19 protein-coding genes and 1 pseudogene are annotated in these 23,423 nt (G+C 44.5%); 14 read left to right on the plus strand and 6 right to left on the minus strand.

Annotation, left to right across the window (positions count from 1 at the left end; all coding sequences use genetic code 11):
- The first annotated feature begins 3 nt into the window (after nt 1–3).
- Complete coding sequence (locus V470_01500; GenBank protein ID AHZ47126.1) at nt 4–2,259, plus strand: penicillin-binding protein; 2,256 nt, start codon at nt 4–6, stop codon at nt 2,257–2,259.
- Between the two features lies 1 nt (nt 2,260).
- Nucleotides 2,261–3,241, plus strand: a complete 981-nt coding sequence (locus V470_01505) for a phospho-N-acetylmuramoyl-pentapeptide-transferase (GenBank protein AHZ47127.1) — start codon at nt 2,261–2,263, stop codon at nt 3,239–3,241.
- Nucleotides 3,242–5,679: 2,438 nt separating this feature from the next.
- Here the strand turns inward: V470_01505 and V470_10510 are convergent.
- Nucleotides 5,680–8,085, minus strand: a pseudogene (locus V470_10510) (alpha-L-fucosidase).
- 601 nt (nt 8,086–8,686) lie between these two features.
- Nucleotides 8,687–9,400: a GntR family transcriptional regulator gene (locus V470_01515; protein ID AHZ47129.1), complete on the minus strand. Its 714-nt coding sequence runs from the start codon at nt 9,398–9,400 to the stop codon at nt 8,687–8,689.
- A 184-nt stretch (nt 9,401–9,584) separates the two neighbouring features.
- Here V470_01515 and V470_01520 point away from each other — a divergent pair, with 184 nt between their 5' ends.
- The 12 genes from V470_01520 to V470_01575 all read left to right on the plus strand — a co-directional run bounded on the left by V470_01520 (nt 9,585) and on the right by V470_01575 (nt 19,555).
- Nucleotides 9,585–11,552 carry a PTS system trehalose-specific transporter subunits IIBCA gene (locus V470_01520; protein ID AHZ47130.1) on the plus strand — a complete coding sequence of 656 codons (1,968 nt, stop codon included), beginning with the start codon at nt 9,585–9,587 and terminating at the stop codon, nt 11,550–11,552.
- Between the two features lie 63 nt (nt 11,553–11,615).
- Nucleotides 11,616–13,241, plus strand: coding sequence for an alpha-amylase (locus V470_01525; GenBank protein AHZ47131.1), 1,626 nt, complete (start codon nt 11,616–11,618; stop codon nt 13,239–13,241).
- A 144-nt stretch (nt 13,242–13,385) separates the two neighbouring features.
- Nucleotides 13,386–13,634, plus strand: coding sequence for a hypothetical protein (locus V470_01530; GenBank protein AHZ47132.1), 249 nt, complete (start codon nt 13,386–13,388; stop codon nt 13,632–13,634).
- Between the two features lie 205 nt (nt 13,635–13,839).
- The gene (locus tag V470_01535) at nt 13,840–14,634 is read left to right on the plus strand and encodes a glutamate racemase (protein ID AHZ47133.1); all 795 of its coding nucleotides are present in this window, start codon (nt 13,840–13,842) and stop codon (nt 14,632–14,634) included.
- Nucleotides 14,631–15,602, plus strand: coding sequence for a deoxyribonucleotide triphosphate pyrophosphatase (locus V470_01540; protein ID AHZ47134.1), 972 nt, complete (start codon nt 14,631–14,633; stop codon nt 15,600–15,602). Before V470_01535 ends, V470_01540 begins: the two co-directional genes overlap by 4 nt.
- Nucleotides 15,578–16,099, plus strand: coding sequence for a metallophosphoesterase (locus V470_01545; protein AHZ47135.1), 522 nt, complete (start codon nt 15,578–15,580; stop codon nt 16,097–16,099). The genes V470_01540 and V470_01545 overlap by 25 nt, the downstream gene beginning before the upstream one ends.
- Nucleotides 16,096–16,557, plus strand: coding sequence for a hypothetical protein (locus tag V470_01550; GenBank protein ID AHZ47136.1), 462 nt, complete (start codon nt 16,096–16,098; stop codon nt 16,555–16,557). Before V470_01545 ends, V470_01550 begins: the two co-directional genes overlap by 4 nt.
- Nucleotides 16,548–17,288, plus strand: coding sequence for a site-specific tyrosine recombinase XerD-like protein (gene xerD, locus V470_01555; GenBank protein AHZ47137.1), 741 nt, complete (start codon nt 16,548–16,550; stop codon nt 17,286–17,288). The genes V470_01550 and xerD overlap by 10 nt, the downstream gene beginning before the upstream one ends.
- Nucleotides 17,288–18,016 carry a segregation and condensation protein A gene (scpA, locus tag V470_01560; protein ID AHZ47138.1) on the plus strand — a complete coding sequence of 243 codons (729 nt, stop codon included), beginning with the start codon at nt 17,288–17,290 and terminating at the stop codon, nt 18,014–18,016. Before xerD ends, scpA begins: the two co-directional genes overlap by 1 nt.
- Nucleotides 18,017–18,034: 18 nt before the next feature.
- On the plus strand, nt 18,035–18,604 hold the full coding sequence (scpB, locus tag V470_01565; protein ID AHZ47139.1) for a segregation and condensation protein B: 570 nt from the start codon (nt 18,035–18,037) through the stop codon (nt 18,602–18,604).
- Complete coding sequence (locus V470_01570) at nt 18,591–19,313, plus strand: pseudouridine synthase (protein AHZ47140.1); 723 nt, start codon at nt 18,591–18,593, stop codon at nt 19,311–19,313. Before scpB ends, V470_01570 begins: the two co-directional genes overlap by 14 nt.
- On the plus strand, nt 19,313–19,555 hold the full coding sequence (locus tag V470_01575) for a membrane protein (GenBank protein ID AHZ47141.1): 243 nt from the start codon (nt 19,313–19,315) through the stop codon (nt 19,553–19,555). Before V470_01570 ends, V470_01575 begins: the two co-directional genes overlap by 1 nt.
- 31 nt (nt 19,556–19,586) lie before the next feature.
- Here the strand turns inward: V470_01575 and V470_01580 are convergent, their stop codons facing one another.
- From V470_01580 to V470_01595, 4 genes are all read right to left on the minus strand, one after another.
- Nucleotides 19,587–20,558 (minus strand): iron ABC transporter substrate-binding protein, encoded by a 972-nt coding sequence (locus V470_01580; GenBank protein ID AHZ47142.1) that lies wholly within the window; start codon nt 20,556–20,558, stop codon nt 19,587–19,589.
- A gap of 98 nt (nt 20,559–20,656) precedes the next feature.
- On the minus strand, nt 20,657–21,409 hold the full coding sequence (locus V470_01585) for an iron ABC transporter ATP-binding protein (GenBank protein AHZ47143.1): 753 nt from the start codon (nt 21,407–21,409) through the stop codon (nt 20,657–20,659).
- Nucleotides 21,406–22,362, minus strand: coding sequence for a ferrichrome ABC transporter permease (locus tag V470_01590; protein AHZ47144.1), 957 nt, complete (start codon nt 22,360–22,362; stop codon nt 21,406–21,408). Before V470_01590 ends, V470_01585 begins: the two co-directional genes overlap by 4 nt.
- Nucleotides 22,352–23,311, minus strand: a complete 960-nt coding sequence (locus V470_01595; protein ID AHZ47145.1) for a ferrichrome ABC transporter permease — start codon at nt 23,309–23,311, stop codon at nt 22,352–22,354. The genes V470_01590 and V470_01595 overlap by 11 nt, the downstream gene beginning before the upstream one ends.
- Nucleotides 23,312–23,423: the final 112 nt, after the last annotated feature.

Consider the following 23,423-nt stretch of genomic DNA (forward strand, 5'->3'; position numbering starts at 1 on the left):
GAAATGAAACAGTGGAAAGAAAAAATCATCCGTTATGCCGTTCGTAACCGTAAATCTCCAGAAGAAAATCGCCGAAGAGTAGGGAAAAGCCTGAGTTTATTGGCTGTCATACTCTTCGCGGTCTTTTTGGTCAACTTTGCGGTCATTATCGGAACGGGTAAAAAATTTGGTAAGGACTTGGTTCAAGAAGCCAACAAGGTCCATCAAACAACCAAGACGATTCCTGCAAAACGGGGAACCATCTACGATCGTAATGGAACGCCTATTGCAGAAGATGCGACTTCGTATAATATCTATGCCGTTATTGACAAGACCTACAAGTCAGCAACAGGCAAAATTCTCTATGTAGAGGATTCTCAATTTAATAAGGTAGCTGAGATTTTCCATAAATACCTAGATATGGAAGAGTCTTATGTCAAAGAACAGCTTTCTCAACCAGATCTAAAACAGGTATCCTTTGGTACCAAGGGAAATGGGATCACCTATGCCAATATGATGGCTATTAAAAATGACCTAAAAACTGCTGGCGTTGAGGGGATTGACTTTACAACTAGCCCTAACCGCAGTTATCCCAATGGACAGTTTGCTTCTTCCTTTATCGGTTTAGCGCAACTCCATGAAAATGAGGATGGCACCAAACGTTTGATTGGGACATCTGGATTGGAGAGTTCTTTAAATAACATTCTGGCGGGTACAGATGGGATCATCACCTATGAGAAAGATCGTCTGGGAAATATTGTTCCGGGTACAGATCAAGCTTCTCAACAAACGGTAGATGGAAAGGATGTGTACACAACCCTTTCTAGTCCCTTGCAATCCTTTATGGAAACCCAGATGGATGCCTTTCAGGAAAAGGTAAAAGGCAAGTATATGACGGCTACCTTGGTCAGCGCTAAAACAGGGGAAATCCTGGCTACGACCCAACGGCCTACCTTTAATGCAGATACCAAGGATGGCATCACAAAAGACTTTGTCTGGCGTGATATCCTCTATCAAAGTAACTATGAGCCAGGATCGACCATGAAGGTAATGATGTTGGCCTCAGCTATTGATAACAATACCTTCCCTGGTGGCGAATACTTTAACAGCAGTGAATTGAAAATAGCAGATGCGACCATTCGAGACTGGGACGTCAATGAAGGATTGACTAGTGGTGGCACCATGACCTTCTCTCAAGGATTTGCCCACTCAAGTAACATCGGGATGACCTTGCTTGAGCAAAAGATGGGGGATGCAACCTGGCTGGACTACCTTAACCGCTTTAAGTTTGGGGTGCCGACCCGTTTTGGTCTGGCGGATGAGTACACAGGTCAATTGCCTGCTGATAACATTGTCAATATCGCCATGAGTTCATTTGGACAAGGGATTTCTGTTACCCAGACCCAGATGCTTCGTGCCTTTACAGCTATTGCTAACGATGGGGTTATGTTGGAACCGAAATTTATCAGTGCCCTCTATGATCCAAATGACCAGTCTGTTCGTAAGTCTCAGAAGGAAATTGTTGGAAATCCTGTGTCAAAAGTAGCAGCTTCCTCTACTCGGGAGCACATGGTCATGGTCGGAACAGATCCTGTCTACGGTACCATGTACAACCACAGCACAGGAAAACCAAATGTCAATGTTCCGGGACAGAATGTCGCCCTGAAATCAGGGACTGCTCAGATTGCCGATGAGAAGAATGGGGGCTATCTGACAGGTGAAACCAACTATATCTTCTCCGTTGTGTCGATGCATCCTGCAGAAAATCCTGACTTTATCCTCTATGTGACGGTGCAACAGCCAGAGCATTATTCAGGCGTTCAGCTAGGAGAGTTTGCCAACCCAATCCTTGAGCGAGCTTCTGCTATGAAAGAATCCCTCAATCTTCAGTCAACTGCTAAGAGCTTGGATCAGGTCAGCAAGACGACAAGCTATGCCATGCCAGCTAACAAGGACTTTACTCCGGGAGACCTAGCAGAGGAATTGCGTCGTAACCTTGTCCAACCAATCGTTATCGGAACAGGAACCAAGATCAAGGAACTCTCGGTTTCTGAAGGAGATAATTTGGAAGCCAATCAGCAGATCTTGATCCTGTCTGATAAGGTCGAAGAAATGCCTGATATGTACGGCTGGACAGATGAAAATGTGCAAACATTGGCCAAATGGCTCAATATAGAAGTCGAGTGGGAAGGTAGTGGCAAAACGGTCAAGAAACAAAGTGTCCGTGCCAATACAGCCCTCAAAGACATTAAAAAAATGAAAATAACTTTAGGAGATTAAGATGATTAGTTCCATTAGTGCTGGAGTTCTAGCCTTTCTATTGACCTTGATAGGTATTCCAGCCTTTATCCGATTTTATCGAAAAGCACAGATTACAGGTCAGCAGATGCACGAGGATGTCAAGCAACACCAAGCTAAAGCTGGAACTCCAACCATGGGAGGTCTTGTCTTCCTGATCGTTGCAGTTGTTGTGAGCTTCCTTGTCGCTCTCTTTACCCAACAATTGACCAACAATGTAGGCATGATTTTGTTTATCTTGGTTTTGTATGGTTTGGTAGGTTTTTTGGATGATTTCCTCAAGGTCTTTCGTAAGATTAACGAAGGCTTAAATCCCAAGCAAAAACTTGCTCTCCAGCTCCTTGGAGGAGTGATTTTCTACCTCTTTTATGAGCGTGGTGGCGATATGCTTTCGGTTTTTGGTTACCAAGTTCATCTGGGAATTTTCTATATTTTCTTTGCCCTTTTCTGGCTAGTTGGCTTTTCAAATGCGGTGAATCTGACGGATGGGATTGACGGCTTAGCAAGTATTTCCGTAGTGATTAGCTTATCGGCCTACGGTGTGATTGCTTATATGCAAAATCAACTGGATATCCTTCTTGTGATTCTTGCTATGATTGGTGGTTTGCTAGGTTTCTTCGTCTTTAACCACAAGCCTGCCAAGGTCTTCATGGGAGATGTGGGAAGTTTGGCTCTTGGTGGGATGCTGGCAGCTATTTCTATGGCCCTCCACCAAGAATGGACCCTTTTGTTGATTGGGATTATCTATGTCTTTGAGACAAGCTCTGTTATGATGCAGGTCACCTACTTCAAACTTAGTGGTGGGAAGCGTATTTTCCGTATGACACCTGTCCACCACCATTTTGAACTTGGAGGATTCTCAGGCAAGGGCAATCCTTGGAGCGAGTGGAAGGTTGACTTCTTCTTTTGGGGAGTTGGGCTTCTAGCAAGTCTCTTGACCTTAGTCTTTTTATACCTACTGTAAAATAATTTCTGATTACAAAATAAAACAGGATGAAGGTGATCTTCATCCTGTTTTTGTGTGCTTAAAGGTTAGTTGGAGTTATCCTTTCTTCCTTTTAACATAAAAGTGGCTGTGAGGGCTAGGCTGAGGCCTGCTAAGAATAGGAGTGGGTTGGACGCTTCTCCTGTTGCTGGAAGTTCTTCTTTAGGAGAATGATTTCCAGTTTTCGCAGGGATCAGACTAGCTGAAAGTTGTTCAGCCTCGTGTGCCAAGGTTTCTGTATCTGAAGCACTTGGTTTTTCATCTGTACTAGGGGTTGTTCCAGCAACTTGATAGACGACAGCATAGGTACTGAAATGATTAGTGATGAATTCTACCTTTCCGTCTCGAACGGTGAAATCAAGGGCTTGCAACTCCTTGGTCGGAGTAATATAGTAGACCTTTTCTACGTTAGTTGAAATAGGCAAGCGAACCAAGACAGAGCCTTTTGGCTGCAAGCTATGATCTGTTGGATTTTTCAGTTGTAGGTCGTAAGCATCATAGGTCTTGCCAAAGAGTTCCTGAGCTAGGACACGTCGGCTAGAGATGTGAGAAATTCCTTCTAAGTCACTGATTCCACCAATGATTTCCACTCCAGTTTTCTTATCTTTTAAGACTCGAACTGGATAATCAGGAAGGCTAAGGGTTGGAGCAGCCTGATCCCCACTAGTTCCGATAGGGTCAGTGTACTCAGGTTTTTCAACAGTAGGAGCTTCCTCTTGCCCTGCCGTTCCGATAGGCTCGGTGTACTCAGGTTTTTCAACAGTAGGTGCTTCCTCTTGACCTGCTGTTCCGATAGGTTCGGTGTATTCAGGCTTTTCTACAGTAGGAGACTCTTCTTGCCCCGCCGTTCCGATAGGCTCAGTGTATTCAGGCTTTTCAACTGTAGGTGGCTCTTCTTGTCCTGCCGTTCCGATAGGGTTGGTGTATTCCGGAATTTCAACAGTAGGAGCTGGTTCGTCTCCCTTACTTGTAGTTGGCTGGCTCTCGTCAACCTTCTTCTCATCCTTTTTAGTAAAGACGGCCACGATAGGGCTGCCTGTGGTAGTTCCTTGAATGGTATAAGCTTCAATGGCATTTCCAGCTTTGCGATTGGTTTCGTCAGGGATTGGGATTTGAACTTGATTGTCTTGGATTGATAGGATAGTCTGATCCCCACTGGTAACCAGATGCGTTTCATCCACCTTACGCAAAACTAGAGGATCTTTGACACCTGGGAAGGTCACTGCGATGGCTTCCCAATCTCCAGCTGGTAGACTTAAGGAAATGGTTTTGTCATTTTCCTTAAGAGGTGCGATACTTGGGCTATCTAAACCAACAGCTGGGGCTTTGATGATATCAAAGGAGTCTAGAGAGATTTTCTTGCGACCTTCTGGCGAATCTGGGTCAACTTGTAATGTCAGGGTGTGCGGGCCGTTAGTAAGATTTGTAAATTCGCCAATAAAGGCCCTCTTTTCAGTTGCACCTGAAGTGTAGAAGTCAAGACTTGGCATTTCTTTGCCATCTAGTGTAACACGTGCTCGTCCAAGGGCAAGGCTCTTCAAGCCATAAATACGAATGCCCGTCCCTGTAAAGGAAATAGTTGCCTGAGCTTCTGAAGCTGTACTAGAGTCGCTGTTGTTAATATCAGCGTATTTTTCCGTACCTCCGTAGAGTTCAGGGTCAGACCAGTCCTTAAACTGGGAACCATACTGGATGCGCGAATCGCGATCATCTATTTTTTCAATCGTATTGCCTGTTCCTGCTAGGATCTTGAAGTAGTCTAATGAAATTTTCGAGCGCTCACTACCACGCCCTTTGTGCTCACGTTTAACACTAAGAGTCAATGTGTGAGGTCCGTCTGACAATCCTGTGAAGCGACCGATGAGACGACCTTTTTCAGTTGCTCCAGCAGTATGGAAGTCAAGCTCTCCGACCTCTTTGCCATCAATTTTAGCAGTGGCAAGACCTAGTTCAGATGATTTCAGTCCATAGATTTCGATACCAACGCCAGTGAAAGGAATGGTAGCAGTGATGTCTTCGTCTGTGTAGTCTCCTTTTGAAAGGTCAGCAAATTTCTCTGTTCCTCCAAATAATTCTGAGTCTGCCCAGTTTCCGAAGGCAGCTCCGTACTGGATGCGGCTATCTCGGTCGTCCATCAACTCGCTATAGGTTTCAACAGTGGCCTGTTCAGACACTTGTGTAGAAACTTCGCCCAGCATAGCTTTGACAGTATAGGTGTAGGCATGTTGAGGATTGAGTGATCGGTCAATAAAATGGGTTTGATTGGTTACAAATTCTTTGGTCGCAGAGGTTTGGCCAGTTTCGTCTTTCACTTGTCTTTGGATGACATAGTGGGTAGCGCCTTCTACTTGGTTAAAGGTGAGTTCGGCAGTGACTTCATTTTGTCGAACGGCTGTCAGACTGGTTACACGGCCAGGGAAATGTTCAAAGGTAATGACATCACCTTTTTGTGTTGCTAGTTGGATGCGGCCATCTTTGAGGGTAGTTGCCTTGACTGCTTTGCCATTGACCTTAACTTGACTGGCTTCGATATTTGGATAGTCTACAACTAGATCTCCACCGACATTTGACAGGAAGGACAAGCTTTGAAGGTTTTTATCTTTCCACTTCATGCTGACTTCAAAGTTACCACGGGCAATCAAGCCAGAAACCTGACCGTCTTTCCAAGCATCTGGAAGGGCTGGCAATGGAGCAATATAACCAGTATGAGATTGGAGGAGCATTTCTGCCATCCCACTGGTTGCCCCAAAGTTTCCATCGATTTGGAAAGGCGCGTGGGTATCCCAAAGGTTTTCTAGGGTTGAATACTTGAGCTGTTCAGCGAGCAAGCGATGGGCACGGTTACCGTCCAGCAGACGAGCCCAGAGGTTGATTTTATTGGCCTTAGACCAACCAGTACCACCATCTCCACGGTGATTGAGGGTTGCACGCGCAGCTTCTAGGTATTCAGCCTGGTCCTTGCTAAAGAGCGTACCTGGGAAGAGACCAACTAGATGGGAAACGTGGCGGTGGTGATTTTCAACCCCTTCATTGGTGAATTGGGGACTGTCCTCTTCGTACCATTCCTTGATGCGTCCTTCTTTATTGATGTGAAGTGGTTTTAGTTTGTCAAATTTAGCCTTGACCTCTGTGACTAAGTCTTGGTCGACATTCAGATGGTTGGCGACTTCCATGTAGTCGTGGAATAACTGCCAGACTAGCGATTGGTCAAAGGTATTTCCGATGGTGATGGTTCCGTGTTCTGGTGAGTAGGATGGAGAAGACACCCAACGGTCGCTGGTCTTGTCATAGTGCAAGAAGGAGTTCCAGAACTTAGCGGTTTCCTTCAACATAGGATAGATCTTTTCTTTGAGATAGGTCTCATCCTTGGTGAATTTGTAGTAGTCATAAACGTTCTGCATCATCCAGGCATTAGCAGCTGGCGACCAACCCCAATAGTAATTCCAGCCTGGAGTAGTCCAGCCAAATGGAGTTGCTTGGGTGTGGACCAGCCAACCATTTTCTTGTCCGTCTTTGGATTCGATACCAGCGTATTCCTTGGCAGCGATACGGCCATAGTAACGCATGTCGTCAATGTAATTAATCATGGGCTTGGCTGTTTCAGCAAGGTTGCTCATGTAGGCTGGCCAATAGTTCATTTGCAAATTGACATTGAGGTGGTAGTCAGCGTTCCAAGGTGGATTGTCTACAGCATTCCAGACTCCTTGTAGGTTGGCAGGCAGGGCATCTGTCCGATCACGAGACGAACTAATCAAAAGATAACGTCCGTATTGGAAGAAGAGTTCTTCCAGTTTTTGTCCTTTTTCTGGGTTATAGCCTTGAAGGGCCTCTTTTGTCGTTTGAGCAGTCTTGTTTCCACCTAGGTTTAGTTTAACGCGGTTAAAGAGACTTTGATAGTCCTTGATATGGGCCTTTTTAAGTGTCTCGTAGTCTTTGTCCTTAGCTGCTTCGACAATCCCTTTAACTGTTTTTTCGAGGTCAATGTCTTTTCGATAGTTGGTTTTTGGATTCTGAGCAAAGTTAGTCTTGGCACTGAGATAGAGGGTCGCATAACTTGCGCCTGTAACGGTCAAAGTTTCGTCCTGAACAGTCACCTTTCCGTCCGTTTTAATTCCTAGATAGGATGCAAATTGGAGGCCGTTATCTTTGACAGTTCCCTTTAGAAGGATTCCGTTTGCATCTGTAGTGACATGACCATTCTTATAGTTGGAATATTCCCAAGAGTAGTTGCCATTAGCAAGCAAGTCTTCTGTCAAGCTGTTCCAAAGGGTAAAGTCAAGTGTCTTGTTTCCTTTTTTGGTCAGGTGGGTCACAGTAACATCATCAGGATAGCTGGAGAAAGTTTCGCGTTTGAAGGTCGTCCCATCTTGGGTGTAAGAAGTGGTCGTAGTGGCTTCAGTGATATCCAAACCACGATGATAATCTGTTACAGTATCTAACCCTTTCTTCTGGTTATTAAAGACCATGAAGATATCTCCAAAGGCTAGGTAACGTCCATACTGGGCGTTGTTTGGTCCAACTAGATTTTGTTCGGCGAGCTGTTTTGCTTTTTGGCGGTCACCAGCTTCGAGGGCTTTACGTATCTCTGCTAAAACCTTGTAGCGGTTCTTGTAGTTTCCACCGTTATAGTCGGTGCTATCGGGTTGTGGTCCTCCTGACCAGAGGGTCTTTTCGTTGTACTGGATTCTCTCTTCCCCAATCAGACCAAAGACCTTAGCTCCCATTTCTCCATTTCCGACAGGGAGGGCTTGCTTTTCCCATCCGTCATAGGAGGGAGCTGTTGGCTGATTGTAGCTGAGTTGATAGTTTTCTTGTTTTGTCACAGGTTGGTCTGCTTTTTCAGGTTCCTTATTTTCTTTAGCTTCTACAATGGCTTCTTCACTAGCTTGACTATTTGTCGTCTGAGTCTCCTCAGCTGGCTTGTTTTCGGAAACTACTGGACTCTCGGCTAGAGACGGTTTTGTAGTTTCAGTAGCTTCAGCAGCTTTGGGTTCACTATCAGGCTTAGTGATAGCTTCGACAGAGGTTGGTTCAGTTTGCTTGACCTCAACACTGTCTGCAGCTACAGTATGGTTGACTAGAAAAACAGCCCCCAGTAAAACAGAAGCAGTCCCAACCGTCAGCTTGCGGATGCTATAGCGACAGGATTTCTCCCAAAAGTGTTTTTTCATAAAACCCTCCTTTGTTTGTTCGAAACCGCTTACATTTTATAAAGCAGTTTCGTTTATTTTGTTTCTTTTTATCTCCTTACCTCCCATTCTAATGGTCGCTTAGCATTTGTCAAGAGGTTTTTAGCAAGATACATATTTGCTGTTGTTTTTTCTTAAAATAGTAGAATAAGTAGCAAGTAGTGCCTCTTTTCCAACTATCACCTCCTTTATTTACTACTAAAAAACAGTTGAGAGTATTCCCAACTGTAGGTATTTATTTCGGATGTCTTTTGGCAAAGTCAACAAAGTGAAATTTTTCTAATTTATGGCGACTTTCGGTGAACTGAAACTGGCGCCCGCCTTGGAGATAGACTTTTGACTTGATTGAAACGACATAAGGGTCTTTGCCAATGTCCATGAGAATCTTGTCTCGATCGCTAGTGTGGTCAATGGTGATTTCCTTCTGAGCATAATCAATAAGGAGTTTGAGTTCGTCCTCTATATACGAGTAGATAGACTGCTCAGCGATTTGGCGAGTGAGATTTGGGATCAGTTCCATATCCAGATAGTCCGTATCCAGAACCGATACCAGGTCATCCACCACACGTTGGCGAACCACCTTCCACACCATCCGAAACTCTGGAAAGCCGGTTATCAGTGAGGATTTTTTATCGATAATGATCTTATCCAGACTGACGACGTTGGTTTTAGAGCGCAGTCCAAGTTCTTGAACCAGTTCTTGGTAGCTAGTTAGATTAGAGACAGGGAAATTGACCGTTTCTTCTTTGACGACCTGGGAACCTTGCCCCCTTATCTTTTTGATCAATCCTTCCTCTTGGAGGAGAGACAGAGCTTTTCGGACGGTGTCACGGCTCACCTGATACTGATCCATGAGTTCGTGCTCACTGGGGAGGAAATCTCCGACAGCGTAAGTCTCGTTTTGAATGGTTTTTTGGATTTGCTTAAATAATTGTTGGTATTTCTTCATATTGCTTCCTTAAATGAGTTTTGAGTCTTATTCCATACATACTTGTATCTATTTTACCATACAAGTGCTAGAAAATATCCAAAAATATCCTCTTTTCATCACAAACAAGTTGCATACAAGTTTGGTATCGTTTACAATAGAGCTATCAAGTCAAGCTTGCTTTGACAAATATAAGGAGAATCAAATGGGAAAATTTGAACAAGAAGCCAAAGATCTGCTTCAGGCGATCGGAGGCAAGGAGAATGTCACTGCTGTCACCCACTGTGCGACACGGATGCGCTTTGTTCTCGGAGACGAAAAGAAGGCCAATGTCAAGATCATCGAGTCGATTCCAGCCGTCAAAGGGACCTTTACAAATGCGGGTCAATTTCAGGTGATTATTGGAAATGACGTGCCGATTTTTTACAATGATTTTACAGCTGTTTCAGGCATTGAGGGTGTTTCCAAAGAAGCAGCCAAATCTGCAGCTAAGAGTAATCAAAATGTACTTCAACGTGTCATGACCACTCTAGCGGAGATTTTTACACCGATTATTCCAGCTCTGATTGTTGGTGGACTAATCCTCGGTTTCCGTAATGTCTTGGAAGGTGTGCATTGGTCAATGTTGGATGGTAAGACCATCACAGAATCCTCTCAGTTTTGGGCAGGGGTTAATCACTTCCTCTGGTTGCCTGGTGAAGCGATCTTCCAGTTCTTACCAGTAGGGATTACCTGGTCTGTTTCTCGTAAGATGGGAACCAGCCAAATTTTGGGAATTGTTCTCGGAATCTGTTTGGTTTCACCACAGTTGCTCAACGCCTACGCAGTAGCGTCTACTTCAACAGAAGAAATCGCAGCCAACTGGGTATGGAATTTTGGCTACTTTACTGTTAATCGTATTGGTTATCAGGCTCAAGTTATTCCAGCCTTGCTTGCAGGTTTGAGTCTGTCTTATCTTGAAATTTTCTGGCGTAAGCATATCCCAGAAGTCATTTCCATGATTTTTGTGCCTTTCTTGTCATTGATTCCAGCCTTGATTTTGGCTCATACTGTCTTGGGACCAATCGGTTGGACAATTGGGCAAGGACTCTCAGCAGTTGTCTTGGCAGGCTTGACTGGTCCTGTTAAGTGGCTCTTCGGTGCAATTTTTGGTGCTCTCTATGCTCCATTTGTCATCACTGGTTTGCATCATATGACCAATGCCATCGATACACAATTGATTGCGGATGCTGGCGGAACTGCCCTCTGGCCAATGATTGCTCTTTCTAATATTGCTCAAGGTTCTGCCGTATTTGCCTATTATTTCATGCATCGTCATGATGAGCGTGAGGCTCAGATTTCACTTCCTGCAACCATTTCAGCCTATCTCGGTGTTACAGAACCAGCCCTCTTTGGGGTCAATGTCAAATACATCTATCCATTTGTAGCTGGGATGATTGGTTCAGCCCTTGCAGGGATGTTGTCCGTTACTTTCAATGTAACTGCGGCTTCTATTGGTATCGGTGGTTTGCCAGGTATCCTCTCTATTCAACCTCAATACATGCTGCCATTTGCAGGAACCATGCTAGTTGCTATTGTTGTACCAATGCTCTTGACTTTCTTCTTCCGCAAGGTCGGTCTCTTTACAAAGACAGAGGATGATACAGCCTTGCAGGCAGAATTCGTTGCCCAAGAAGAGGCAGAATTTGTCAGTCATGAACCAGTAACCCTTGCTCCAGTAGAAATTTTCAGCCCACTGACTGGTCAAGTGAAAGAATTGAGTCAAGCGACGGACCCTGTTTTTGCATCAGGTGTCATGGGACAAGGTTTGGTTATTGAACCAAGCCAAGGTGAGTTAACTTCTCCTGTCAATGGGACAGTGACGGTTCTTTTCCCTACCAAGCATGCCATCGGTATTGTCTCTGATGAGGGAGTGGAATTACTCATCCACATCGGTATGGATACAGTAGGTCTTGATGGCAAAGGATTTGAAAGTCATGTAGCCCAAGGAGCCCACGTCACAGTTGGTCAGAGACTAATTAGCTTTGATATAGATGCTATCACGGCTGCGGGTCTCGTAACAGAAACTCCTGTTATCATCACCAACCAAGATGCTTATACAGCGACTATCACTGGAACTTATCCGACGATCATTCAAGCTGGTCAACCGCTCATGTTTGCAACACGGATTTAATTAAAATAGCACAAATAGGGAAGGAACATCAGTTCCTCCCTTTTATCAGAAAAGGAGAAACAGATGACACTTGATAAAGGAAAAGTAGTCTATCAAATCTATCCAAAATCATACAAAGACACCACTGGAAATGGTATTGGGGATTTCCGTGGGATTATCGAAAAAATTCCCTATCTAGCCAAACTGGGCGTGGATATGGTCTGGCTCAATCCGTTCTATCCAAGCCCTCAACGGGATAATGGTTACGATATTTCAGATTATATGGCAGTGGATCCTCTTTTTGGTAATATGGCTGATTTTGAGGAGATGGTGCGTGTCGGTAAGGAGCACAAGATTGACTTTATGTTAGATATGGTGCTCAATCATTGTTCGACAGAACACGAATGGTTTCAGAAAGCCCTAGCTGGCGACCAGTACTACCAAGACTTTTTCTTCATCCAAGACCAACCGACAGACTGGCAGTCTAAGTTTGGTGGCTCTGCTTGGGCGCCTTTCGGGGATACGGGGAAATATTACCTCCACCTCTTTGATGAGACCCAAGCTGACCTTAACTGGCGCAATCCCAATGTCCGCAAGGAGCTTTTCAAGGTTGTTAATTTCTGGCGAGACAAGGGAGTCAAAGGTTTCCGATTTGATGTGATCAATTTGATCGGTAAGGATGAGGTCTTAGTGGATTGCCCTGACAATGAAGGAAAGCCAGCTTACACAGACAAGCCCATCGTTCATGACTATTTGCGCATGATGAACCAAGCCACTTTTGGATCAGATGATAGTTTTATGACAGTTGGGGAAATGTCTTCAACCACCATGGAAAACTGTGTCCTCTATTCGTCACCTGACCGTCAAGAATTATCCATGACCTTTAATTTCCATCATCTCAAGGTGGACTACAAGGATGGGCAGAAGTGGACTTTAGCTCCCTTTGATTTCGAAGAGTTGAAAAGTCTTTACCATAGCTGGGGCAAGGAAATGAGTGACAAAAACGGCTGGAGCGCCCTCTTTTGGAACAATCACGACCAACCACGAGCCTTAAATCGTTTTGTCGATATTCAACATTTCCGCAAGGAAGGGGCGACTATGCTGGCTGCCAGCATTCACCTGTCACGTGGGACACCTTATATCTACATGGGTGAGGAAATTGGCATGGTTGACCCAGGCTATGATTCCATGGCTGACTATGTGGATGTCGAGTCTATCAATGCTTATCAGACGCTCTTAAAAGAAGGGAAAAGTGAGCAAGAAGCCTTCCAGATTATTCAGGCCAAGTCACGAGATAATTCACGCATTCCCATGCAGTGGGATGCTTCAGAAAATGCTGGTTTCACAAGAGGAACTCCATGGCTGAAGGTAGGGAAATCCTACCCACACATTAACGTAGAAAATGAAATCCAAGGCCCAATTTTCACCTTCTACCAAAACTTGATTCGACTTCGTAAGGAAATGCCGATCATTTCAGAAGGAAGCTACAAACCAGCCTTTGAAGATAGTAAGCAAGTCTATGCCTTTGAACGTCAGTATGAGGATGAAAAGTTACTGGTCCTCAATAACTTTTATGCCACAGAAGTGGAAATCGACTTGCCAGTGGTCTACCAAAATGGACAGATTCTGATTTCAAACTATGAAGATGTAGAAGTATCAGAAAAAATTCTGCTCAAACCGTATCAAACACTGGCTATTTATGTAAATTAAACGCAGCAAGGAGCTCTCTTTCATTGAAATGCAGGGCTCCTTTTTTGTCGTCTATTGCCCTTTTTGAAAGCGTAAAACAAACTAGTCAGGAAAGTCACTTTATGGTATAATATAGAAGACTCAAAAAGAAACAGGAGAAAAAGAATGGATTTACTTTTAGCAATTATCTTGATTGTGTTAGCTTTTCTAGGAGGAGCTCTTGGAGGGATGTACTTGGTTCGTAAGCAAATCGAAAAAGAATTTGCAGACAACCCACGTTTGAACGCTGAGGCGGTTCGTGCTCTCTTGAGCGCAAATGGTCAAAAACCAAGCGAGGCCAAGGTACAACAAGTTTACCACCAAATCATCCGCCAACAAAAAGCAGCCCTTGCTAACAATAAAAAGAAAAAATAAATAGGAAAAGTCTGGGATGAAAGTTCCAGACTTCTCACTATGTTCGATAGTTCTCAAGGATAAGACTTTTTCCTTGCATTCTATTGATATTTGATTATGATTAAGAGAGAGGCAGTTGACATTTTATCAAGCTGTCTATCCGTTCATTTAGGACGAGTAATTATGATGAACTATCAATCAGAAAAAAGACTAGAAAGAAGACTGTATGGATAATCGACCAATTGGTTTTTTGGATTCGGGTGTCGGGGGCTTGACTGTTGTTCGTGAGCTCATGCGCCAGCTTCCCCATGAAGAAATCGTCTATATTGGAGATTCGGCACGGGCACCCTATGGTCCCCGTCCTGCTGAGCAAATCCGTGAATATACTTGGCAGTTGGTCAACTTTCTCTTGACCAAGGATGTCAAGATGATTGTCATTGCTTGTAACACTGCGACTGCAGTCGTTTGGGAAGAAATCAAGGCCCAACTAGATATTCCTGTCTTAGGCGTGATTTTGCCAGGAGCTTCGGCAGCCATCAAGTCCAGTCAAGGTGGGAAAATCGGAGTCATTGGAACGCCCATGACGGTCCAATCAGACATCTATCGTCAAAAAATCCATGATCTGGATCCGGATTTACAGGTGGAGAGTTTGGCCTGTCCCAAGTTTGCTCCCTTGGTGGAGTCTGGTGCCCTGTCAACCAGTGTCACCAAGAAAGTGGTCTATGAAACCCTGCGCCCCTTGGTCGGAAAGGTAGATAGCCTGATTTTGGGTTGTACCCATTACCCACTCCTTCGCCCTATCATCCAAAATGTCATGGGACCAAAGGTTCAGCTCATCGATAGTGGGGCAGAGTGTGTACGGGATATCTCGGTTTTGCTGAACTATTTTGAAATCAATCGTAGCCGAGATGCGGGACCTCTTCAACATCGTTTTTACACAACAGCCAATAGCCAAAGTTTTGCCCAAATTGGAGCAGAATGGCTGGAAAAAGAAATTCATGTGGAGCATGTAACTTTATGACAAACAAAATTTATGAATACAAAGACGATCAGGACTGGTATGTCGGTGTCTGGGATGTCTATGGAGGCATCTATAGCCTTATCAAAGATCCTCTCGAGCTTGATTTTATGGATTTAGCGCGGATTTTTCGTGATGAAGAAAATGGCTTTCCGATTACGATAACGGTGATGCGCTGGTCTTCTAACTTCCGTCTGCTCTCCTTTATCGTTGAGATTTTAAATGCTGAAGCAGGTCGCAATCTGGAAGTCATCCAACGTCAGGGAGCCCTGCTCTTGGTTGAAAATGGACAGCTTTTGCATGTCGAATTGCCTAAAGAAGGAGTCGATGTAGAAGCCTTCTTTGAAACTAACAAGGTCAGAGAAACTCTGCTCATTGCGACTCGTAACGAAGGCAAGACCAAGGAATTCCGAGCTATCTTTGACAAGTTAGGCTATGATGTGGAAAATCTCAATGACTATCCAGATCTGCCTGAAGTAGCTGAAACAGGTATGACCTTTGAAGAAAATGCTCGACTTAAAGCAGAAACTATTTCCCAATTAACAGGAAAGATGGTTTTGGCAGATGACTCAGGTCTCAAAGTCGATGTCCTTGGCGGTTTGCCAGGAGTCTGGTCAGCGCGATTCGCTGGTGTAGGAGCAACTGACCGAGAAAACAATGCCAAACTCTTGCACGAATTGGCCATGGTCTTTGATCTCAAGGACCGTTCGGCTCAATTCCACACAACCCTAGTCGTAGCTAGTCCAAACAAGGAAAGCTTGGTGGTCGAAGCTGACTGGCCAGGTTATATCAACTTTGAACCCAAGGGGGAGAATGGTTTTGGTTATGATCCCCTCTTCCTTGTGGGAGAGACAGGTAAGTCAGCAGCCGAATTAACCCTTGAAGAAAAAAATAGCCAATCCCACCGTGCCTTAGCCGTTAAGAAACTTTTGGAGGTATTTCCATCATGGCAAAGCAAACCATCATTGTAATGAGTGACTCCCATGGCGATAGCTTGATTGTGGAAGAAATTCGTGACCGCTATCTGGGTAAAGTTGATGCCATTTTTCACGATGGTGACTCAGAACTCCGTCCAGACTCTCCGCTCTGGGAAGGCATCCATGTCGTCAAAGGCAACATGGACTTTTATGCTGGCTACCCAGAACGTTTGGTAACTCAACTTGGTCCGACCAAGATCATCCAGACGCATGGACACTTGTTTGACATCAATTTCAATTTTCAAAAGTTGGACTACTGGGCTCAGGAAGAAGATGCCGATATCTGTCTCTATGGTCACTTGCATGTGCCAAATGCTTGGATGGAAGGCAAAACACTCTTTTTAAATCCAGGCTCCATCAGCCAACCACGAGGGACTATCAGAGAATGTCTCTATGCTCGAGTGGAGATTGATGACAGCTATTTTAAAGTAGACTTTTTGACACGTGACCATGAGGTTTATCCAGGCTTGTCCAAGGAGTTTGCTCGATGATTGCCAAGGAATTTGAAGCATTTTTATTGGAGCAGGAAGAGACTTTTCTTACCCCTGCTGAGAATCTAGCAGCCTTGATTGATACCCACAATGCCGACCATGCAATTTTGGTGCTGAGCCAAATCACCTATACCCGTATCCCTGTCGTGACCTTTGACAAACGCTTTGTCGGAACCATTGGTCTGAGAGATATTTTGGCTTATCAAATGGAGCAAGGTTTGACGGATGAACAGATGGCAACGACAGATATCGTTAATATGACCAAGACAGATGTGGCAGTCGTCGCTCCAGACTATAACATCACCGAGGTTCTCCATAAACTGGTGGATGAACCCTTCTTGCCAGTGGTAGATGATGAAGGAATTTTCCAAGGAATCATCACGCGCAAGTCCATCCTCAAGGCCGTTAATGCCCTCTTGCATGACTTTAGTAAGGAATATGAGATTCGATGCAAATGAGAGATAGGATTTCAGACTTTTTAGAGGGAAAGCAGGGTTTGTCTGCCAATTCCAAGCAGTCCTATAGATATGATCTGGAGCAGTTTTTAGACATGGTAGGGGAACGGATCTCTGAGACCAGTCTTAAGATTTACCAAGCCCAGCTAGCCAATCTAAAAATCAGCGCCCAGAAGCGAAAACTTTCGGCCTGTAACCAATTTCTCTACTTTCTCTATCGAAACGGAGAAGTGGACAGCTTTTACCGTCTGGAATTAGCCAAACAAGCTGAAAAGAAGACCGAAAAGCCAGAGATTCTAAATTTAGACTCTTTTTGGCAGGAAAGTAATTATCCAGAAGGACGCTTGCTGGCGCTTCTTATCTTGGAAATAGGTCTCTTGCCAAGTGAGATTTTAGCCCTTAAGGTTGCAGATATCAATCTGGATTTTCAAGTGCTGCGAATCAACAAGGCTTCCCAACAGAGGATTGTAGCCATTCCCACGACCTTGATTCCAGAGCTAGAACCCTTGATGGGGCAGACCTATCTCTTTGAAAGGGGAGGAAAAGCCTATTCTCGTCAGTGGGCCTTTCGTCAGCTAGAGTCCTTTGTCAAGGAGGAAGGTTTCCCAACCTTATCCGCTCAAGCCTTGCGGGAACAGTTCATTCTAAGACAGATAGAAAAGAAGGTTGATTTGTACGAAATTGCAAAAAAACTAGGATTAAAAACAGTCCTGACCTTAGAAAAATATAGATAATGGATATTAAATTAAAAGATTTTGAAGGGCCCCTGGACCTGCTCTTGCACTTGGTTTCCAAGTATCAGATGGATATTTACGATGTGCCCATCACAGAAGTCATCGAACAGTATCTAGCCTATGTCTCAACCCTGCAGGCCATGCGTCTGGAAGTGACGGGTGAGTACATGGTCATGGCTAGTCAGTTGATGCTGATCAAGAGTCGCAAGCTCTTGCCAAAGGTAGCAGAAGTGACAGACTTAGAGGATGACCTAGAGCAGGACCTTCTCTCCCAAATCGAAGAATACCGCAAGTTCAAGCTCTTGGGTGAGCACTTGGAGGCTAAGCACCAAGATCGGGCCCAGTACTATTCCAAAGCGCCAACAGAGTTGATTTACGAGGATGCGGAGCTTGTACATGACAAGACGACCATTGACCTCTTTTTGGCTTTTTCAAATATTCTAGCCAAGAAAAAAGAGGAGTTCGCACAGAACCACACGACCATCTTGCGGGATGAGTATAAGATTGAGGATATGATGGGCATTGTAAAAGAGTCCTTGACTGGACGAGACCAGTTGCGTTTGCAGGATTTGTTCAAGGAAGCCCAGAATGTTCAAGAGGTTATTACCCTCTTTTTGGCAACCCTAGAGTTAATCAAAACCCAGGAACTGATCCTCGTGCAAGAGGAGAGTTTCGGAGATATCTATCTCATGGAAAAAAATGAAGAAAGTCAAGAGGCACAAAGCTAGACTTGATAGAGAGGAAAGATGAGTACTTTAGCAGAAATAGAAGCGCTCTTGTTTGTAGCAGGTGAAGATGGGATTCGGGTCCGTCAGTTGGCTGAACTCCTCTCTCTGCCACCGACAGGCATCCAACAGAGTTTAGAAAAATTAGCCCAGAAGTATGAAAAAGACCAAGATTCGAGCTTGTCCCTGATCGAGACAGGTGGTGCATACAGATTGGTCACCAAGCCTCAATTTGCAGCGATTTTGAAGGAATACTCCAAAGCGCCCATCAACCAGAGTTTATCTCGGGCGGCCCTTGAGACCTTGTCCATCATTGCCTACAAGCAGCCGATTACGCGGATAGAAATCGATGCTATCCGTGGGGTTAACTCGAGCGGGGCCTTGGCAAAGTTGCAGGTCTTTGACTTGATACGAGAAGACGGGAAAAAAGAAGTGTTGGGTCGTCCCAACCTCTATGTGACTACGGATTATTTCCTAGATTACATGGGAATTAACCATTTGGAAGAATTGCCAGTGATTGATGAGCTTGAGATTCAAGCCCAAGAAAGCCAATTATTTGGTGAAAGGATAGAAGAAGATGAGAATCAATAAGTATATTGCCCACGCAGGTGTGGCCAGTAGGAGAAAAGCAGAAGAGCTGATCAAGCAAGGCTTGGTGACGGTCAACGGCCAAGTGGTGCGTGAACTAGCAACGACCATCAAGTCAGGCGACAAGGTTGAAGTAGAAGGCCAACCTATCTACAACGAAGAAAAGGTCTACTATCTGCTTAATAAACCACGTGGAGTGATTTCCAGTGTGACAGACGACAAGGGCCGCAAGACTGTTGTGGATCTCTTGCCCAATGTAAAAGAACGTATTTATCCTGTTGGACGTTTGGACTGGGATACATCCGGTGTTTTAATTTTGACCAATGATGGGGACTTTACGGATGAAATGATTCACCCCCGTAATGAGATTGACAAAGTCTATGTCGCGCGTGTTAAAGGTGTGGCCAATAAGGATAATCTCCGCCCCTTGACCCGTGGTCTTGAGATTGATGGCAAGAAAACCAAGCCAGCTGTATATGAGATTCTCAAAGTGGATCCAGTTAAAAATCGCTCAGTAGTGCAGTTGACTATCCATGAAGGACGTAACCATCAGGTTAAAAAGATGTTTGAAGCCGTCGGTCTTCAAGTGGATAAGTTGTCTCGGACACGTTTTGGACACTTAGACTTGACAGGTCTTCGTCCAGGTGAAGCCCGTCGCCTCAATAAAAAAGAAATCAGCCAACTACACACCATGGCTGTAACCAAGAAATGATGAAACGAATCTTAATAGCGCCAGTACGCTTTTACCAACGCTTTATCTCGCCAACCTTTCCACCCTCTTGTCGCTTTGAGCCTACTTGTTCCAACTACATGATCCAGGCTATTGAAAAACATGGCTTCAAGGGTGTCTTGATGGGCTTGGCTCGGATTTTACGTTGCCATCCCTGGTCGCCAATAGGAAAAGATCCTGTCCCAGATCACTTTTCCCTCAGACGAAATCAAGAAAAAAAATAACCCAACATCACCTGATGTTGGGTTTTCTTGCTTATTTCAAAGCTTTTTGAGCGTCTTCAATCATGAGTTTAGTTGATTCAAGTCCGCCACCACTTAGATACCATAGGTCTGGTGTTAGTTGGATGATTTTACCGTTTTTAGCGGCAGGAGTTTCAGCGATGAGGGCATTTTCTAGGACGCCATCGTTGCTAGAGTTATCCCCACCAATGGCAAGGGTACGGTTGATGACAAAGAGGATGTCAGGATTGATTTCTTTCACACTTTCAAAGCTGACTTCTTGTCCGTGTCGAGAGTCTTCAAATTGAGTATCAGTTGGTTTGAATTTCAAGGTTTGGTACAAGAAAGAGAAACGAGATTGGGCACCAAAGGCAGCCATTTTTCCTTCATTGAGGAGGATAGCAAGGGCTTTTTTGTCAGAACTTTCGTTTTTAGTAGCGACTTCTTGGATGCTCTTGTCCAGGTTAGCCAATTCTTCTTTGGCTTTCTGTGTACCTGTTTCGCCGAAGGCGCTTGCTAGGGATTCGATGTTGGCCTTGGTTGAAGTCCAGTAGTCGTCCTTGCTTGCTTGGAAGAGAACAGTTGGAGCAATTTCTTTGAACTTGTCTACGAATTTTTGGGTACGTGGTGAAGCGATAATCAAATCCGGTTCAAGAGCAGCAATGGCTTCTAGGTCTGGCTCAACCATGGAACCCACATTGTTGACATTTCCTGCAAGATCTTTTAGGTAAGTCGGAACAGTTTTTGTAGGCATTCCGACGATATTCTTTTCAAATCCTAAAGCGCGAATAGTATCTGCAGCACCGAGATCAAAGGTTACAATCTTTTCAGGAACCTTTGAAAGTTTGACCTCGTCTAGTGAACTTTTAATGGTTACCTCTGTTGGAGCAGAGCTACTTGACTCCGTCTTACTAGTGCTTGAGTTTGTATTTGTACTACATGCACCAAGTAGGAGCAAGAAGCTAGCCGCTAGGGCAGTGAGATAAAGTTTAAGGGATGTTTTCATGATTTCTCCTTTTTAAAATGTGATAACGATGTAGGGGGTCTCTTAAATAGGTTTGTTAGCTAAGAGACAGAGGGTTCTCTAACATGAGTTCAGAATAGTTAGCTATAGATACAGATTTTTTTGCCATTGATATCCGCGAGCGTGATGGGAATCTCATAGAGTTGACTGAGCAGGTCAGCCTGCATGATTTGAGCAGTCGTTCCCTTGCAAAAGACTTGACCGTCTTTAAAAGCAACAATTTCATCCGCATACTGGCTAGCCATATTGATATCGTGGAGGACGATGATAATGGTTTTGCCAAGTTCCTCCACCAGTCGCCGAAGGATCTGCATCATGCTGACACTTTGCTTGATATCGAGATTATTGAGCGGTTCGTCTAGCAAGATAAAGTCTGTATCCTGGGCCAGTACCATGGCGATAAAGACACGTTGGAGCTGTCCACCAGACAGACTATCGATGTAGCGATCTTTTAAGTTGGTCAGTTCCAGATAGTCCAGAGTTTCTCGGATTTTTCCCCAGTCTTCTTCCTTCAGTCGACCACGGCTGTAGGGAAAACGTCCAAAACTGACCAATTCTTCTACAGTCAATTTGGCTTGGTAATTGATCTTCTGCTTTAGGATGGTGAGCTCTTTGGCCAGTTCTTGCGAATTCCAACTCTCGATTTCACGCCCTTTGATACTGAGGATTCCCTGATCTTTCTTGGTCAGTCTGCTCATGATGGAGAGAAGAGTTGATTTTCCAGCACCATTTGGACCAATGAAGGCTGTCAGTTTCTGAGGACTGACTTCAAGGGAAATGTCTTGCAAAATATCCTGTTTTTGAATGGATTTGTCAATGTTTTCCAGTTTCACCGACGGGCCCTCCTGTATAGTAAGATAAAGAATAAGAGACCTCCAACGCTCTCAATAATCATGCTGATGCGAATTTCCAGTGCAAAGACTCGTTCGATGAGGGCTTGCCCCAAGGTCAAACTAATAAATCCAATTAGAATGGCTACGATAAAGAGCAACTTGTGCCGATAATCTTTGACGATTAGGTAGGTAAGATTGGCCAGCATAAATCCGAAGAAGGCCATAGGCCCTACCAAGGCAGTGGCTGTTGAGGTCAAGAGCACGATGCCCCAGAGGAGTTCTCTCTGTTCTTTTTCAACATCGAGTCCAAGTATCTGAGCAGTTTCTCTTTGCAGGTGCAAGACATCCAGCACGACTGCTTTTCGAAAGAAAAAGATTGTCAAAGCGAGGATGATTAGAGAACCGATGGCTAGGATGGAAGTGTTGAGATGCTGAAAGGAGGCAAAGAGACTGTTCTGCAGTTTATCGTATTCATTTGGATCCATCAGGACTTGGAGGAAGGTGCTGATATTTCGAAAGAGACTTCCCAGGGCTAGACAGATTAGCAGAATGAAGACCAGATCTTGCTTCATCAGCGTCTTCAAGTAGCCTTGTAAGGCGAGAAAAAAGAGGGATTGAAGCAGAAGCAAGACTAGAAATTCTAAGATAGGAGACTTCCCAAGCTGTAGAAATTTGCTTTCAAATATCAGTAGTAGGGTCTGTAGCAGGACATAGAAGGATTCGATTCCCAAAATACTTGGCGTCAGAAAGCGATTTTCCGTCAGGGTTTGAAAACCAATGGTCGAAATCCCTGTCGCGATGGCTACCAAGAGATAAACGATGATTTTTTGGGAACGCAGCTTCCAGGCAAAGGCAGACAGGTTAGTGATGGGCCAAAAGTAGAGGAGACAAGCTCCGATGGCCAGAATAATGAGAAGGCAGAAGAGCTTGGTATGTTTGCTTTTAAACTGCATCTTTTTGTCCCCCTCTCCAGAGAAGTAGGATAAAGACGAGGCTACCGATGATTCCTAGTAGGAGACTGACAGACAGCTCATAGGGCCGAATCAAGACTCGAGAGAGGATATCGCAGGCCAAAACCAGATTGGCACCGACCAGAGCAACCATGAGTTTGGTTTGACTCAGATTATCTCCATAGCGCTTGCGGACAAGATTGGGAACGATGACCCCGAGAAATGGCAAGGCACCCACGGTAATCATGGTGACACTTGTCGTTAGTGCCACTAGAAAAAGGGCCAGTTTTTCAAGTAGAGAGTAAGAAATCCCCAAACTTTCACTAGTTTCCTTGCCCAGATTCATGATGGTGAAGGTTTGGGATAATTTCCAAACGGCTATCAGGATAATGAGGCCTAAGAAGAGCCACTCATACTGATGGGTCTGAATCATGGAGAAGGAGCCCTGGGTCCAGGCCGTCATACTCTGAACCAGATTGAAACGATAGGCGATAACTTCTGTGACAGAACCGATAATCCCACTATAGATGATCCCGATCAAGGGCAACATCCACCTTTCCTTTATAGAAAAAATAGTCATAAAGGCCAGGAAGAAGAGGGTAAATAAAATGGATGAGCCAAAAGCAAAGAGCATCTTTTGGGTCAGACTCGCAGACGGAAAGACAAAGAGGCTCAACACCATTCCCAGTTTAGCGGCTTCAGTCGTTCCGACTGTACTAGGAGCAGCAAATTGATTTTGGGTAATGGTCTGCATGAGGAGTCCTGCCATGCTCATACTGGAGGCTGCAAGGAGAATGCTGATGGTTCTTGGAAGACGCGACTCTTGAAAGAGAAGCCAAGTCTGTTGGTCAAAAGCAAAGAATTTTTCCCAAGAAAAATCACTGGTTCCAATACTAATGGAGAGAAAGACCAGGAGTAGAAGTAATCCTGTTAAAATATGAGAGAGTTTCATGCCCCGTCCTTTCATGTAGATTTGGTATAAAAATACCCTTGGAGATAATGTAACACGATTTTTTTAATCTGTCAATAAATTTTCTGACAATTTAATGTAAAAAGAAAGAAAA

The organism is Streptococcus sp. VT 162 (genome assembly GCA_000688775.2).
In the GTDB taxonomy this organism is placed as follows: Bacteria; Bacillota; Bacilli; order Lactobacillales; family Streptococcaceae; genus Streptococcus.